The sequence below is a fragment of the Paraburkholderia sp. J69-1 genome, from assembly GCF_905220255.1.
In the GTDB taxonomy this organism is placed as follows: Bacteria; Pseudomonadota; Gammaproteobacteria; order Burkholderiales; family Burkholderiaceae; genus Paraburkholderia.
Window position 1 is genome coordinate 171,353 of record NZ_CAJMZG010000011.1, and the last position, 15,063, is coordinate 186,415.

At 63.9% G+C, this 15,063-nt stretch carries 16 protein-coding genes; 11 read left to right on the forward strand and 5 right to left on the reverse strand.

Going from position 1 to position 15,063, the window contains the following annotated elements; genetic code table 11:
• The 3 genes from U5A67_RS21635 (at position 1) to U5A67_RS21645 (ending at position 3,264) form a co-directional block, all read left to right on the forward strand.
• Positions 1-1,059 carry a sulfate/molybdate ABC transporter ATP-binding protein gene (locus U5A67_RS21635; RefSeq protein ID WP_205983919.1) on the forward strand — a complete coding sequence of 353 codons (1,059 nt, stop codon included), beginning with the start codon at positions 1-3 and terminating at the stop codon, positions 1,057-1,059.
• 101 nt (positions 1,060-1,160) lie between these two features.
• On the forward strand, positions 1,161-2,087 hold the full coding sequence (locus U5A67_RS21640; RefSeq protein ID WP_205983920.1) for a CysB family HTH-type transcriptional regulator: 927 nt from the start codon (positions 1,161-1,163) through the stop codon (positions 2,085-2,087).
• A gap of 157 nt (positions 2,088-2,244) precedes the next feature.
• A complete protein-coding gene (locus tag U5A67_RS21645) occupies positions 2,245-3,264 on the forward strand; it encodes an asparaginase (RefSeq protein ID WP_321815810.1) in 1,020 nt (339 codons plus the stop codon).
• A gap of 418 nt (positions 3,265-3,682) precedes the next feature.
• On the opposite strand, the gene U5A67_RS21650 is transcribed toward U5A67_RS21645, so the two are convergent.
• The 3 genes from U5A67_RS21650 to gcl form a co-directional block, all read right to left on the reverse strand.
• Positions 3,683-4,744 (reverse strand): 2-hydroxy-3-oxopropionate reductase, encoded by a 1,062-nt coding sequence (locus U5A67_RS21650; RefSeq protein WP_321815859.1) that lies wholly within the window; start codon positions 4,742-4,744, stop codon positions 3,683-3,685.
• Entirely contained in the window at positions 4,660-5,457 is a 798-nt protein-coding gene (gene hyi / locus U5A67_RS21655) for a hydroxypyruvate isomerase (RefSeq protein WP_205983924.1), read from the reverse strand. The genes U5A67_RS21650 and hyi overlap by 85 nt, the downstream gene beginning before the upstream one ends.
• Before the next feature lie 105 nt (positions 5,458-5,562).
• Entirely contained in the window at positions 5,563-7,338 is a 1,776-nt protein-coding gene (gene gcl / locus U5A67_RS21660; protein ID WP_321815811.1) for a glyoxylate carboligase, read from the reverse strand.
• Between the two features lie 201 nt (positions 7,339-7,539).
• Here gcl and U5A67_RS21665 point away from each other — a divergent pair, with 201 nt between their 5' ends.
• The gene (locus U5A67_RS21665) at positions 7,540-8,451 is read left to right on the forward strand and encodes a substrate binding domain-containing protein (protein WP_321815812.1); all 912 of its coding nucleotides are present in this window, start codon (positions 7,540-7,542) and stop codon (positions 8,449-8,451) included.
• Between the two features lie 34 nt (positions 8,452-8,485).
• Here U5A67_RS21665 and U5A67_RS21670 read toward each other — a convergent pair whose 3' ends face one another.
• Both U5A67_RS21670 and U5A67_RS21675 read right to left on the reverse strand, forming a co-directional pair.
• Positions 8,486-8,872 carry a cupredoxin domain-containing protein gene (locus U5A67_RS21670; RefSeq protein WP_321815813.1) on the reverse strand — a complete coding sequence of 129 codons (387 nt, stop codon included), beginning with the start codon at positions 8,870-8,872 and terminating at the stop codon, positions 8,486-8,488.
• Between the two features lie 17 nt (positions 8,873-8,889).
• Positions 8,890-9,798: a metallophosphoesterase gene (locus U5A67_RS21675; RefSeq protein WP_321815814.1), complete on the reverse strand. Its 909-nt coding sequence runs from the start codon at positions 9,796-9,798 to the stop codon at positions 8,890-8,892.
• Positions 9,799-10,047: 249 nt separating this feature from the next.
• Here U5A67_RS21675 and U5A67_RS21680 point away from each other — a divergent pair, with 249 nt between their 5' ends.
• The 7 genes from U5A67_RS21680 to U5A67_RS21710 all read left to right on the forward strand — a co-directional run bounded on the left by U5A67_RS21680 (position 10,048) and on the right by U5A67_RS21710 (position 15,045).
• Positions 10,048-10,851, forward strand: a complete 804-nt coding sequence (locus U5A67_RS21680) for an RNA polymerase sigma factor (RefSeq protein ID WP_321815815.1) — start codon at positions 10,048-10,050, stop codon at positions 10,849-10,851.
• A complete protein-coding gene (locus U5A67_RS21685; protein WP_321815816.1) occupies positions 10,841-11,737 on the forward strand; it encodes a zf-HC2 domain-containing protein in 897 nt (298 codons plus the stop codon). The genes U5A67_RS21680 and U5A67_RS21685 overlap by 11 nt, the downstream gene beginning before the upstream one ends.
• A 236-nt stretch (positions 11,738-11,973) precedes the next feature.
• Positions 11,974-12,345 carry a 30S ribosomal protein S6 gene (gene rpsF / locus U5A67_RS21690; protein WP_027818337.1) on the forward strand — a complete coding sequence of 124 codons (372 nt, stop codon included), beginning with the start codon at positions 11,974-11,976 and terminating at the stop codon, positions 12,343-12,345.
• Positions 12,346-12,389: 44 nt separating this feature from the next.
• The gene (gene priB / locus U5A67_RS21695) at positions 12,390-12,689 is read left to right on the forward strand and encodes a primosomal replication protein N (protein WP_027818338.1); all 300 of its coding nucleotides are present in this window, start codon (positions 12,390-12,392) and stop codon (positions 12,687-12,689) included.
• 2 nt (positions 12,690-12,691) lie between these two features.
• Positions 12,692-12,967, forward strand: coding sequence for a 30S ribosomal protein S18 (gene rpsR, locus U5A67_RS21700; protein ID WP_205983933.1), 276 nt, complete (start codon positions 12,692-12,694; stop codon positions 12,965-12,967).
• 27 nt (positions 12,968-12,994) lie between these two features.
• On the forward strand, positions 12,995-13,447 hold the full coding sequence (rplI, locus tag U5A67_RS21705; protein WP_205983934.1) for a 50S ribosomal protein L9: 453 nt from the start codon (positions 12,995-12,997) through the stop codon (positions 13,445-13,447).
• A 215-nt stretch (positions 13,448-13,662) separates the two neighbouring features.
• Positions 13,663-15,045 (forward strand): replicative DNA helicase, encoded by a 1,383-nt coding sequence (locus U5A67_RS21710; protein WP_205983935.1) that lies wholly within the window; start codon positions 13,663-13,665, stop codon positions 15,043-15,045.
• Positions 15,046-15,063: the final 18 nt, after the last annotated feature.

A 15,063-nucleotide genomic window follows, 5' to 3' on the forward strand; every position in this document is an offset into this window, starting at 1 on the left:
ATGGGCATCACCGTCAGCAATTTGCAGAAGCGCTTTGGCGATTTCACGGCACTCGACAACGTCTCGCTCGACTTTCCGCCGGGCGAACTCGTCGCGCTGCTGGGGCCCTCCGGTTGCGGCAAGACCACGCTGCTGCGCGTGATCGCGGGTCTCGAATATGCCGATGCAGGCCAGGTCGTGCTGCAAGGCCAGGACGTGGGCGCGGCTGGTGCGCGCGAGCGTCAGGTGGGCTTTGTGTTCCAGCATTACGCGCTGTTCCGTCACATGACGGTGTTCGAAAACGTGGCGTTCGGCCTGCGCGTGAAGCCGCGCGGCGAGCGTCCGTCCGAAGCGCAGATCCGCGAAAAAGTGCATGAACTGCTCAAGCTCGTGCAACTCGACTGGCTTGCGCAGCGTTATCCGTCCGAGCTGTCGGGCGGCCAGCGTCAGCGTATCGCGCTGGCCCGCGCGCTGGCCGTGGAGCCGAAGGTGCTGCTGCTCGACGAGCCGTTCGGCGCGCTCGACGCCAAGGTGCGCAAGGAGTTGCGTAGCTGGCTGCGCCGTCTGCACGACGATCTGCATATCTCGACGATCTTCGTCACGCACGATCAGGAAGAGGCGCTCGAAGTGGCCGATCGCATCGTCGTGATGAATCACGGTCATGTGGAGCAGGTCGGCAGCCCGCAGGACGTGTACGATCATCCCCAGACGTCGTTCGTCTACGAGTTCCTCGGCGCGGCGAACCGTCTGCGCGGCAAGGTGGCGGCGGGCGGTTTCGTCGCCGATGGCGCGGCGCAGCCGATCGCGGTCGAGGCCGCGTTCGAAGGCCCGGCGCTCGCTTATGTGCGTCCGCACGATATCGTGCTGCATCGCGACGCCGCGGATCATCGCGATGGCATCGTCGTCGATGTGCGCCGTGTGGTGACGCTGGGCGGTTCGGTGCGTGTGGAACTGGAAAGCCGCTCGGGCGGCGCGCTCGAAGCGCAACTCGACCGCGAGGCATGGCGCTCGCTGAATCTGGCCGTGGGCGACGGCGTGACGGCGGTGCCGCGCGGGCTGCGCGTGTTTCCGGCGCAGTGAGCCGGGCGCTTGAACCGCGCGTCAACACACGCATCAACACACGCGTCAACACACAATAACGAGCTTATAAAAATCAGGTCGGCAGTTCCGGAGAGAAGAACATGAATTTTCAGCAGTTGCGTTTCGTGCGCGAAGCCGTGCGGCAGAACATGAACCTGACCGAAGTGGCGAACGTGCTGTACACGTCGCAGTCGGGCGTCTCGAAGCAGATCAAGGATCTCGAAGACGAGCTGGGCGTCGATATCTTCATCCGCCGCGGCAAGCGTCTCACGGGCCTCACGGAGCCGGGCAAGGCCGTGCATCAGCTGATCGAGCGCATGCTGCTCGACGCCGAAAACCTGCGCCGCGTCGCGCGCCAGTTCGCCGATCAGGACAGCGGCCATCTGGTGGTCGCGACCACCCACACGCAGGCGCGCTACGCATTGCCCAAGGTCGTGCACCAGTTCCGCGAGGTGTTCCCGAAGGTGCATCTGGCGCTGCGTCAGGGCAATCCGCAGCAGATCGCGCAGATGATCATCAACGGCGAGGCCGATATCGGCATCTCGACCGAAGCGCTCGACCGTTTCCCCGATATCGTGACGTTCCCGTGCTACTCGTGGCATCACACGGTCGTCGTGCCGAAGACGCATCCGCTCGTGGGCCGCGAAAACCTCACGCTCGAAGAGATCGCCGAATATCCGATCATCACCTATGACCAGGACTTCACGGGCCGCTCGCACATCGACCAGGCGTTCGCGAAAGTGGGCGTGGTGCCCGATGTCGTGCTGACCGCCATCGACGCGGACGTCATCAAGACTTACGTCGAACTGGGCATGGGTATCGGCGTGGTGGCGGCGATGGCCTACGACCCGAAACGCGACAGCGAACTCGTGGCGCTGGATACGCAGCACCTGTTCGAGGCGAGCACGACGCGCGTGGGTCTGCGCAAGGGTGCGTTCCTGCGCCAGTACGCGTATCGCCTGATCGAGATGTTCGCGCCGCAACTGACCGAGCAGCAGATCGCCAGCCAGTTGCGCGAAGTGGTTTGAGCGCGTCGTAGCGGTTTTTTAAGCGGCGGCACGGTTGCGTGCCGCCGCTTTCGTTTGTGCGGTTGCCGCCATTTCTGCACGTGCGTTCGCGCAGTCGTGGGCCGGCGGGGTTTTCCGCCAGATCGCGGCGTGCGGCGGATCGCTTAAAATCGCGGCCATGAATACATCGAACACCACCCAAAGCGCGGCGTTGCCGCGTATCGCCGTGCTCGCGACCGGCGGCACGATCGCGGGCTCCGCGCCCGATGCGGCCAATACCGCCGGCTATCAGGCCGGTGTGATCGGCGTCGCGCAACTGCTGGCGGCCGTGCCCGGCCTCGATGCAGTCGCGCAGATCCACGCCGAACAGGTCGCCAGCGTCGACAGCAAGGATATGTCGTTCGCGCTCTGGAGCACGCTTGCGCAGCGCGTGAACGCACTGCTCGCGAGCGACGATATCGACGGCGTGGTTATCACGCACGGCACGGATACGCTCGAAGAAACCGCCTACGTGCTGCATCTCACGGTGAAAAGCGCGAAGCCGGTGATTTTGACGGCGGCGATGCGTCCGGCTTCGGCGTTGTCCGCCGATGGCCCGCTCAATCTGCTCAATGCCGTGACGCTGGCCGCGAGCGGCCAGGCAGGCGGGCAGGGCGTGCTGGTGGCGTTCAACAACCGCATCCACTGCGCGCGCGATGTCGTGAAAACGAGCACCTATGCCGTCGATGCGTTCCAGTCGCCCGAGATCGGCGCGCTGGGTTGGGTGCAGGATGGCCGCGTCGAATTCCAGCGGCGCGCGCTGCGTGCGCATACGGCCGATACGCCGTTCCAGGCGGATACCGTCTGGCCGCACGTGGAGATCGTCACGAGCTATGCGGGTGTGTCGCGCATTGCCGTCGATGCGCTGGTGAGCGCGGGCGTGCGCGGCATCGTGGTCGCGGGCACGGGCAACGGCTCGATTCACGCTACGCTGCAACAGGCATTGGCCGATGCGGTGGCGAAGGGCATTGCCGTGGTGCGCGCGTCGCGCGTGGGCTCGGGTCACGTGATGCATAACGGCGCGGCGAAGGACGATGCGCTCGGCTTCGTCTCGGCGGGCACGCTCAGCCCGTTCAAGGCGCGCGTGCTGCTGATGCTCGCGCTGGCCGCGGGCACGAGCGCAAAGGCCGATCTGCAACGCGTGTTCGATACGTATTAAGCATCACGCGCAGCAAACACCAAGGGCCTTGCGGAGCAACCTCCGCAAGGCCCTTTTGTTTTCCAGCGATTTTTATCTGGATGAGGGATATCGCGATCCGTACGCGGACACCCGATGACGACGTCTGACCGACCAAGGCTTCCCCGTCGTCGCCGGGTGCCGCTTTCGGACCCCACTGGCCGCTCTCAGCCCAGAGCGGCCCCGATTTGCCCCGCAGCGGTTGCCGCCGCCACGAAGCGCCCCACCTGCGGCCGTCGCGTGCCTGATGCCGCGCCAGCCTGAATGCGTGTCTGTGTGCGTGTCTGTTTGCGTGTCTGTGTTGCGGGCCGCCTGCATGAACAACGTTGCGGGAGGCGATGCGCACGGGCCCACGCGCGCATCGCTTCGTTCTCTAATCGACGACTACTGCTTGACGTACTTAAGCTGCCTTCGCCTGCGATGCCGGCGCTTCGGCGATTTCGAAATTCGCCATGATTTCCAGCGCGCGAATCATCGCCGAGTGATCCCATGCCTTGCCGCCGTTCGCTGCACACACGCTGAACAGTTGCTGCGCGCTGGCCGTGTGGGGCAGGGCGATGCCGAGCTTGCGTGCGCCGTCGAGCGCCAGGTTCAGATCCTTCTGGTGCAGTTCGATGCGGAAACCCGGGTTGAAGGTGCGCTTCGTCATGCGCTCGCCGTGCACTTCGAGAATGCGCGACGACGCGAAACCGCCCATCAGCGCCTTGCGCACGCGCTCCGGATCGGCGCCCGAGCGAGCCGCGAACAGCAGCGCTTCGGCGACGGCTTCGATATTCAGCGCAACGATGATCTGGTTCGCGACCTTGGTGGTCTGACCCGCACCGTTATCGCCGACCAGCGAAATGTTCTTGCCCATGATCTCGAACAGCGGCTTGGCCAGATCGAAGGACTTCTGCGGGCCGCCGACCATGATCGAGAGCGTCGCGTCGCGTGCGCCGACTTCGCCGCCCGAGACCGGCGCGTCGAGGTAGTCGCAGCCGAGCGCGTTGATCTGCTTCGCGAACTGCTGCGTTTCCAGCGGCGAGATCGAGCTCATGTCGATCACCAGCTTGCCGGCCGACAGACCCTTGGCGACGCCGTCATCGGCGAACAGCACGTTCTGCACGTCGGGCGTGTCCGGCACCATCAGGATGATGATTTCCGATTCCTGCGCCACCGCGGTCGAATCGGCGACCACAGCGGTGCTCGCGCGCAGATCGTCCGGCACCGGAAACTTGCCGTTCACGACGAGCGAGTGGCCGCCCTTCTGAAGGTTGCGCGCCATGTGCGCGCCCATGATGCCGAGGCCGATAAATCCAATCTTTGCCATCTTGTGTGTCTCCGTTGAGTCGAATTCGGTTCGATGTGTCGATTTACAGTGCTTGAGGCTGGCTGGTTTCAGGCCAGTTCGGCCGCGCGCTGCTGCGCGCCGCGCAGCCAGCCCAGTCCGTCGACGGTCTGGGTCTTCGGCTTGTATTCGCAGCCCACGTAACCCGCGTAGCCGAGCGAGTCGAGCAGATCGAACAGGAAGGGATAGTTGATCTCGCCCGTGCCCGGCTCGTTGCGGCCCGGGTTATCGGCGAGCTGGATGTGCGCGATCTTCGCGAACTGCTTCTTGATGGTCGCGGCCAGTTCGCCTTCCATGCGCTGCATGTGATAGATGTCGTACTGCAGGAACAGATTGTCCGAGCCGACCTTGTCGATCACGTCCAGCCCTTCGGCCGAACGATTCAGCGCAAAGCCCGGGATGTCGTAGCTGTTGCACGGTTCGACCAGCAGGCGGATGCCTTCGCGCTTGAGTTCGCCGGCCGCATAGCGCAGGTTATCGACGATCGAGTTGAGCGCCGTGTCGCGGTCGATGCCCGCCGTCGGAATCCCGACCAGGCAGTTGAGTTGCGGCACCTTGAGCGCCTTCGCGTATTCGATCGCGCGGCCCACGCCTTCCTGGAATTCGCCACGGCGATCCGGCAGGCACGCAATGCCGCGCTCGCCGCCTTCCCAGTTGCCGGCGGGCAGGTTGTGCAGCACGAGCTTGAGCTTGTTCGCCTCCAGGCGCTCGGCCAGTTCGGCGGCCTTGAACGGATAGGGGAACAGGAATTCGACGGCTTCGAAGCCCGCCTCGGCAGCCGCGGCAAAGCGGTCGAGGAACGGCACTTCGTTGAACAGCATGGTGAGATTCGCTGCGAATTTCGGCATTTGAGGTCTCGCGGGGCGTCAGTGAGGGAGGGAATCCGCTTTTCGCGCATCAGGGCTGAGGCGAAAAGCGGATCTTGCGGTTACGTCGTTCGGCTACAGTGGTCTTCAGGACTGAAGCGAGATCGCCGTCGGGGCGTGCTCGGGCTTGTCGGCGAGTTCTTCGAACTCGTTGATCGCGTCGATTTCCGTGCCCATCGAGATGTTGGTCACACGCTCGAGGATCACTTCGACCACGACCGGCACGCTGAACTCGGCGGCCATCGACTGCGCCTGCTTGAGCGCCGGAGCGATCTCTTCCGGCTTGAACACGCGCAGCGCCTTGCAGCCCAGACCTTCGACCACGGTCTTGTGATCGACGCCATAGCCGTTCAATTCCGGCGCGTTGATGTTCTCGAACGCGAGCTGCACGCAGAAGTCCATGTCGAACTGGCGCTGCGCCTGGCGAATCAGGCCCAGATACGAGTTGTTCACCAGCACATGCACGTAGGGCAGCTTGAACTGCGCGCCCACCGCCAGTTCTTCGATCATGAACTGGAAGTCGTAGTCGCCCGAGAGCGCCACGATGGGGCGCGACGGATCGGCGGCACGCACGCCCAGCGCTGCCGGAATCGTCCAGCCGAGCGGGCCGGCCTGGCCGCAGTTGATCCAGTTGCGCGCCTTGTAGACGTGCAGGAACTGCGCACCGGCGATCTGCGACAGACCAATCGTGCTGACGTAGCAGGTGTCGCGGCCAAACGCCTTGTTCATCTCTTCGTAGACGCGTTGCGGCTTGATCGGCGCGTTGTCGAAGTGCGTCTTGCGATGCATCGTGGCCTTGCGCTGCTGGCAGTCCGCCACCCACTCGCTGCGGTCCTTGAGCTTGCCCGCGGCCTTCCATTCCTGCGCCACTTCGACGAACAGTTCGAGCGCGGCCTTCGCGTCCGAGACGATGCCCAGATCCGGGCCGAACACGCGGCCGATCTGCGTCGGTTCGATATCGACGTGCACGAACTTGCGGCCCTTCGTGTAGACCTCGACGCTGCCCGTGTGACGGTTGGCCCAACGGTTGCCGATGCCGAGCACGAAGTCCGAAGCCAGCATCGTGGCGTTGCCGTAGCGATGCGAGGTCTGCAGACCGACCATGCCGGCCATCAGCGGATGGTCGTCGGCGATGGCGCCCCACGACATCAGCGTCGGGATCACCGGCACGCCCACGGTTTCGGCGAACTGCACGAGCAGGTCTTCAGCGGCTGCGTTGAGCACGCCGCCACCCGAGACGATCAGCGGCTTGTCGCTGGCGTTCAGGAGTTCGAGCGCGGCTTCGATCTGCTTGCGCGTCGCGCGCGGCTTGTAGACCGGCAGCGGCTCATACGTGTCGATATCGAATTCGATTTCGGCGAGCTGCACGTCGATCGGCATATCGACCAGCACCGGGCCCGGGCGGCCCGAGCGCATCAGGTGGAAAGCCTGCTGGAACACGCGCGGCACGAGCGCCGGTTCGCGCACCGTGACGGCCCACTTGGTGACCGGCTTGGCGATCGATTCGATATCGACGGCCTGGAAGTCTTCCTTGTAGAGACGTGCGCGCGGCGCCTGACCCGTGATCGCGAGGATAGGAATCGAGTCGGCCTGAGCCGAATAGAGGCCCGTGATCATGTCGGTGCCCGCGGGGCCCGACGTGCCGATACACACGCCGATGTTGCCCGGCTGCGCACGCGTATAGCCTTCGGCCATGTGCGAGGCGCCTTCGACGTGGCGCGCCAGCACGTGGGTGATGCTGCCGGCCTTCTTGAGCGCCGAGTAGAACGGGTTGATCGCGGCGCCCGGCACGCCGAAGGCGGTATCGATGCCTTCTTTCTCGAGCACCAGCACGGCGGCGTCGACGGCTCTCATTTTGGCCATGGTTGTCTCCTGAATGTCGCAAAAGCCTTGAATGACGCGCTGAAAATAGCGCGCAGTGAATACAGCGCTTGAGGTTCACTTTAGGGATGCACGAAAGGTTTGATAAGATCAGTCCCAGTCGCTTATTTCGAAACAAAAAGTATGGAATGACGGTGTGGCGGGCGTTTGCGGCCAATGCCGGAGACAGAAGGAGACAAAGCAATGGATCGCTTCAAGCAGATCGAAACCTTCGTGCGCGTGGCCGAGGCGGGCAGCCTCGCGGCGGCGGCGCTGGAGGAAGGCGTGTCGCCCGTGATCCTCGGGCGGCGTATCGACGCGCTGGAAAAGCGTCTGGGCGTGAAGCTGATGTATCGCTCGACGCGGCGTCTGGTGGTGAGCGAAGACGGCGCGGCGTTTCTGGAGCGCTGCCGCGGCCTGCTGGCGGAATGGGAGCAGGCGGAGAACGAACTTTCGGTGGGGCGGCGCGTGGTGAACGGTCACTTGATCGTATCGGCGCCAGCGGCGTTTGGGCGCAAGCACGTCGCGCCGCTCGCGCCCGATTTTCTCGCCGATAAACCCGAACTCCAGGTGTCCTTCAATCTGACCGACCGCGTGGTCGATCTGGTGCGCGAGGGCTATGACCTGTCGATCCGCATCGGCGGTTCGGTCGATCCGAACTTCGTCGCCGTAAAGCTGGCGACGAACCGGCGCGTGGTGTGCGGCACGCCCGAGTATTTCCGCAAGCACGGCCGGCCGAAGACGCTCGAAGATCTGCCTGCCCACAATTGCCTGGCGTTCAATCTGCAGGGCGGGCAGAACCGCGGCTGGTATTTCCGCCGCAACGGCAAGCTCGCGACCGTGCGCGTGGGCGGCAATCTCGACTGTAACGACGGCGAGTTGCTGCATCGCTGGGTGACGGAAGGGTTGGGGCTGGGCTGGCGGTCCACGTGGGAAATCGACGCGCAACTCGCGCGCGGCGAGCTCGAAACCGTACTCGACGAATACGCGCTGCCCGATTACGACATTCTTGCCGTGTATCCGCAGCAGCGCTATGTGCCGGCCAAGGTGCGTTACTTCATCGATTATCTGAAGGACGTTTACGCCCGGCCGGGTTACTGGAGCGGGGTGGTCTGAGCGGTTCTTTACGACCGATTCTTCCCGACAGGATTCACCCCACGATAATCACGCCGTTCATCGATTCGTGGCCCGATCCGCAAAAGATATCGCAGAGAAACGGCACGTTGCCCGCATCGCCCGCCGTCGCGGCGACGCGTACCACCGCGCCCGGCGGCACATCGGCGCGCACGCCGAATTGCGGAATCGAGAAGCCCATCGTCGTGTCCTGCGACGTGACTTCGAACACCACGCTCTCGTGCGGCGCGAGCGTGATGTGATCGGGCGTGAACACGAAGCGCCGCGCGTGAACCTTGATCACGCGCGGCGCAGCCTGGGCGTCCAGACGGCTCAACGCCGCAACGCCCGCCGCCGCAAGCGCCAGCCAGCGGCGGCGCGCAAGGCGCGGCTGGCTCGCGCGTAGAAAGTGAAGTTTCAACATCTCGGTCTCCTGGCGTCTCAACCCACGTTGCGGATCGGCATTTCGGTGAGCGCGAATGCCTGCGGTGCGCCATCCACGGCGATATCGCGCCAGCCCAGTCCCTTGTACGGCGCGGCCGCATCCCAGGGCACAGGCGTTTTTTGCGGCTGCGACATCGGCGCGGGCAGCGCGAACATCAGCGAGCGCGCGGCGTGATGCGCAATCGAGCCCGTCATCGTGTGGTTCTCCTGATGAATATGGCCGTAGAACACGGTCACGTTCGCGTGCTTCTGCAAGAGCGCAATCGCTGCCGCGCCGTCGCGCGTGGCCCAGTCCCATTGCGGCGCGAGATCGAATAGCGGCCGGTGCGTGAAGACGACGATGCGCGCGTCGTCGGGCTGGCGGCTCAGGTCGTCGGCGAGCCAGGCGAGTTGCGCATCGCCGATACGGCCACCCGGATCGGAGACGTTATCGAGCGTGATGAAATGCACGCCGCGATGATCGAAGGTGTAGTGCGTCGCGCCGAACAGTTCGCGAAACGCCGCGCCGTTATCGAGACTCGCATCGTGCTCGCCGGGCATCAGATAGAGCGGCTTCACGCGCAGGCCGCCGACGATCTGCTGGAACTCGCGCATGCGTGCGCGGCGCACGGCGGGGTCGTCGGTCGTGTGCGTGAGGTCGCCGGTGAACACGACGAAATCGGGCGTGACCGGCAGGGCGTTGACGGCGGCGATGGCCTTGGGCAGCGTGCCTTTCGCATCGGGATTGACGGCCGGGCCTTCGAAACCCCAGTGGGCGTCGGAGAGTTGCACGAAGAAGAAATCGGCATGACCGGCGGATTGACCCGCTGCCCAGCCGGGCAACGCCGAGGCGAACACGGCGCCGCCGCCGAGCGCGGCCAGCTTGAGAAAATCGCGTCGCTTGAGCGAGGCGGTGGAGTGGGACATGGTGGTCTCCTCGTCAGGAAAATCTGCACATTGATCCGATGTTTGGGGACGTCGGCTGGAGTCTTGCCTTGCTTTCCGGCCTGCCTGTCGTACCGCTTTTCGTGAGCAAACATTCCCGATTTATTTTTGGTTTTCGTGCGCATCGAGCGGGAATAAACTGGCCGCTAGCGCGGTAATGCAGGCGTCGGAATAAAGCGACGGCACGGGCGCGAGACAGTGGGCAGCAGGCGTGCGGCACGAGGGGACGACGTGGGCGAAACCGCGAACGGTCAGCACGAAAGACAGGCGCAGGAGGCGATGGAAGTGGCGGCACGCAGCCGTCGCTTCCAGGCATTGGCGTTGCCGCATCTGGACGCCGCCTACAACCTCGCGCGCTGGCTCTCGCGCAATCCCGGCGACGCCGAAGACATCGTGCAGGAAGCGTTTTTGCGGGCGTTCCGTTTCTTCGACGCCTTTCGCGGCGACGAGGCGCGGCCCTGGCTGCTGGCGATCGTGCGGCGCGTCTGGTACGACGAGTGGCGGCGGCGCGCGGGCGCGGAAGAGGTCGCGCCGTTCGACGAGTTGCGCGACGACCTGCCGCCGGACGGCTGGGACACGGGCAGCATCGACCCGGAAACGCTGGCGATGCGCGCGGAGTCGTCGCGGCATGTGCATGAGGCGCTGCAACGGCTGCCGGTCGAGTATCGCGAGGTGCTGGTGCTGCGCGAGCTGGAGGAACTGGAATATCGCGAGATCGCCACGGTCATCGACGTGCCGATCGGGACGGTGATGTCGCGTCTCGCCCGTGCCCGCAAGCGCCTCGCGGCGATGCTGGCGGTGCAGGGGCATGGCGCTGCGACGCCCGGGAACGACCGAAAGGGCGGCCGGGCAGTGAGCGGTTCAGCAGTCGGGGGAAGTAGCAGTAAAGCCTGGAGACCATCCGGCCGGGGGCCAGACGGCCGGTTCCGCGAGGAGCCGGCCGTCGACGGCGGAGCGCACGAACCACGCGCGCAGGATCGCCGCTGCGGCGATGCCTTGACCCCGCGAACCACGGAGGCGCCCGATGAACTGTGACGAAGCGCGTCCGCTGGTCGATGCCAGCGTCGACCGGGAACTGTCCGCCGCCGACGAATGGCGTGTGCGTGAACATCTGGCTGGCTGCGTGCCGTGCCGCCGCGCCGTGGCGCAGGTCGAAGCGATTGCCCGGATCACCCGTGAAGCGCCGTATCACCGCGCGCCCGATGGCCTGGCCGCGCGCATCGTGGCGGCGTTGCCATCTGTCGAAACGTTCGATGCCGAGGTGGTGAATCAGCCGCCGCGTGCAGCGGATCGTGTCAAACCCGCGAGAAACCGCGGCTGGCGGGAGCGGCTGTGGCCGAAGTGGCCTGCTGCCGCCGGAGCGCCTGGCGTTCGCGCGCCAGGCCTTGCGTGGTTCGGCAGCGCGATTCTGCTGCTCTGTGCGCTGGGCGTTGCCGTGACTTTGCATCTGCGCACTCCGGCCGCCGATAGTGCGTTCGTCGATGAAATCGTCGCGAGTCATATTCGCGCGCAGATTTCGGGGCGCGATCTCGATGTGATTTCCACCGACCGCCATACCGTGAAGCCGTGGTTCAACGGCCGCATCGACTACGCGCCGCCGGTCGAGGATTTCACGGCTCAGGGCTTTCCGCTCGTAGGAGGGCGGCTCGATTATGTGGGGCGCGAACGCGTGGCCGTGCTGGTTTATCGCTTCCGCAAGCATGTGATCGATCTGTACGTCTTTCCGCCCGGTTCGGCCGGCCCCGCGCAGCACGCCGCGCCGCCGCGCGCGAGCGACGGCTATTCGCTGCTGCGCTGGCAGGCGGCCGGCATGACCTGGTGGGCGGTGACGGATGCGGGGCCGGATGCGCTGGTCGGCCTGCGCGCGGCGCTCGATACGCGTCTGGCCGATGGTTCGACGGGTGTGGAAGCGCGCCCCTGAGCCTCTGATTTGTCTACGAATCGGGCGTGAATCGAGCGTGAACCCACCGCCAGATGCCCGAATTTGCTCTGGCAAAGCCTGCGCGAACTCGTGCAAGTCCTTGAATTCACGCTTGAATCACCACGTAAGCCGTCTAATCCAGTTGCGGGAGTCGTCTGCTCGCGCTATACTCTTCGGCTTCTCACTTGCCGCACCGGTTCCGACGCCCGGGTGGCTTTAATCCACAAGGAGTGAATATGCGTCATTACGAAATCGTATTTATCGTGCATCCCGATCAAAGCGAGCAAGTGCCCGCAATGATCGAGCGTTACAAGAGCACGATCACGTCGCACGGTGGCCAGATCCACCGTATCGAAGACTGGGGCCGTCGCCAACTGGCCTACATGATCGAGAAACTCGCGAAGGCTCACTACGTCTGCATGAACATCGAATGCGACCAGACCACGCTCGACGAGCTGGAACACGCATTCAAGTTCAACGACGCTGTCCTGCGTCACCTGATCGTCAAGATGAAGAAGGCCGAAACCGGCCCGTCGCCGATGATGAAGGAAGTGCAGCGCGAAGAAGCCAAGAAGGCGGCTGCCCAGCCGACCGAAGCGCAGGCTTAAGTAAAGCCATCAGGATTCGAGCAACTGCCTAATAAGCCAATCGCGTGAACAGGTTGCAACTTACGGCTAGCGTCGTCGAACGCGAACCGGTGCGGTACACACCCGCCGGCGTTCCGATTGCCAGCGTCACGTTGCAGCACCGCACGGAAGTCGTCGAAGCCGGGATTCCCCGCTTCGTCGAACTGACGATGCCCGCGGTGGCGGCAGGCAAGGCCTGCGGTCTGGTCGAAAGCTGCGAGTTGGGCGCGGAAGCGCTCTTCACCGGTTTTCTGGCCAAAAAGCACCGCAACGCACGAACCCTGGTGTTTCACATCACCGAAATGCAAGGCACAGGAAAGGACTAATCATGCCCCGCCCGACTGGTAAGAAATTCGACAAGCGTCGTCAACAACAAAACCCGCTCTTCAAGCGTAAGAAGTTCTGCCGCTTCACGGCTGCTGATGTCGATCAGATCGACTACAAGGACATCGATACGCTGAAGGACTTCATCGGCGAAAACGGCAAGATCACGCCGGCACGTCTGACGGGTACGAAGGCCCACTATCAGCGTCAGCTGGACACGGCTATCAAGCGCGCGCGTTTCCTCGCGCTGATGCCGTACACCGACCAGCACAAGGCCTAATAAGACGACGCGATAAGGAGCAATAGAATGCAGATCATTCTTCTGGAAAAAGTCGTCAACCTGGGTAACCTCGGCGACATCGTGAAGGTCAAGGACGGTTACGCACGTAACTTCCTGATCCCGAACAAGAAGGCACGCCGTGCTACGAAGGACGCAATCGCCGAATTCGAAGTTCGCCGCGCTGAACTCGAAAAGGCTGCTGCTGAAAAGCTGGCAGCCGCTCAAGCCGAAGGCGAAAAGCTGAACGGCCTGACCGTCACGATCGGCCAGAAGGCTGGCGTCGACGGCCGTCTGTTCGGTTCGGTCACGAACGCAGACATCGCAGCAGCGCTGGTCAAGGCTGGCTTCGCTGTCGAAAAGATGCAAGTGCGTCTGCCGGAAGGCCCGCTGAAGATGGTTGGCGAGCACCCGGTTCAAGTTGCACTGCACACGGACGTCCTCGTCGACGTTTCGGTGTCGGTGCAAGGCGAGCACGCCTAAGCACGCTCGCTGCCGGCGGCCCGCAAGGGTTGCCAGCGCTGTGCCTCGGCACATAAGCGACGCATAAAAACAAGAAAGGCAGGAGCCGCAGGGCTTCTGCCTTTTTTGTTGCGCGCTTGCCGGATCGCAGGCCAGGCACCCGTCAATCGCGCGCATTGCCTTTTGCACTTTTTGAAGCTTGTGAGCGCTCGCCCGCTGCCCGATAATTGCCCTCCATGAACGCTCCGAAAGATCCCCAACTCGAGTCGCTGAAAGTCCCGCCGCATTCGATCGAAGCCGAGCAATCGGTTCTCGGCGGCCTGCTGCTGGATAACGGCGCCTGGGACCGGATTGCCGACTTCCTCTCGCAAAGCGACTTCTACCGCTACGATCACCGCATCATTTACGAGCACATTGGCCGCCTGATCGCGTCCTCGCGCCCGGCTGACGTGGTGACGGTGTACGAGTCGCTCGGCAGCTCGGGCAAGGCGGAAGAGGTTGGCGGGCTCGCATATCTGAACGCGCTCGCGCAGAACACGCCGAGCGCGGCGAACATCCGCCGCTATGCGGAAATCGTGCGCGACCGCGCGGTGCTGCGCCGCCTCGTGTCGGTGGCCGACGAAATCTCCGCGGATGCCTTCAATCCGCAGGGCAAGGAAGTACGCCAGCTGCTCGACGAGGCCGAGTCGAAAGTGTTCTCGATCGCCGAAGACGGCGCGCGCGGCACCCAGGGCTTCCTCGAGATCGGTCCGCTGCTCACGCAGGTGGTCGAGCGTATCGACACGCTCTATCACACGGCCAATCCGAGCGATGTGACGGGCACGCCCACGGGCTTCATCGACCTCGATCGCATGACGTCGGGCATGCACGGCGGCGAACTGATCATCGTGGCAGGGCGTCCGTCGATGGGTAAGACGGCGTTTTCGATGAACGTCGGTGAATACGTGGCGGTGGAGTACGGTCTGCCGGTCGCGGTGTTCTCGATGGAAATGCCGGGGACGCAGCTGATCATGCGTATGCTCGGTTCGGTCGGCCGACTGGACCAGCACCGTATGCGTACCGGCCGCCTCACCGACGAAGATTGGCCCAAGCTCACGCACGCCGTGCAGAAAATGAGCGAGGCGCAGATCTTTATCGATGAAACCGGCGGTCTGAACCCGATGGAACTGCGCTCGCGCGCGCGGCGTCTGTCGCGCCAGTGCGGCAAGCTCGGCCTGATCATCATCGACTATTTGCAGCTGATGAGCGGTTCGGGCAGCGGCGAGAATCGTGCGACGGAAATTTCCGAAATTTCACGTTCGCTCAAGAGTCTCGCCAAGGAACTCGATGTGCCGGTGATTGCGCTCTCGCAGCTCAATCGTGGCCTCGAACAGCGCCCCAACAAGCGTCCGGTGATGTCCGATTTGCGTGAATCGGGCGCTATCGAACAGGATGCCGACGTCATTCTGTTTATTTACCGCGACGAAGTGTATAACCCCGACAGCCCCGACAAGGGCACCGCCGAGATCATTATCGGCAAACAGCGTAACGGCCCGATTGGGCCAGTACGCCTCACGTTCCACGGTCAATACACGAAGTTCGACAATTTTGCGGGTGCGCAGAACTTCTACGGCGAATAAGGCCGGAAATTGACGTGG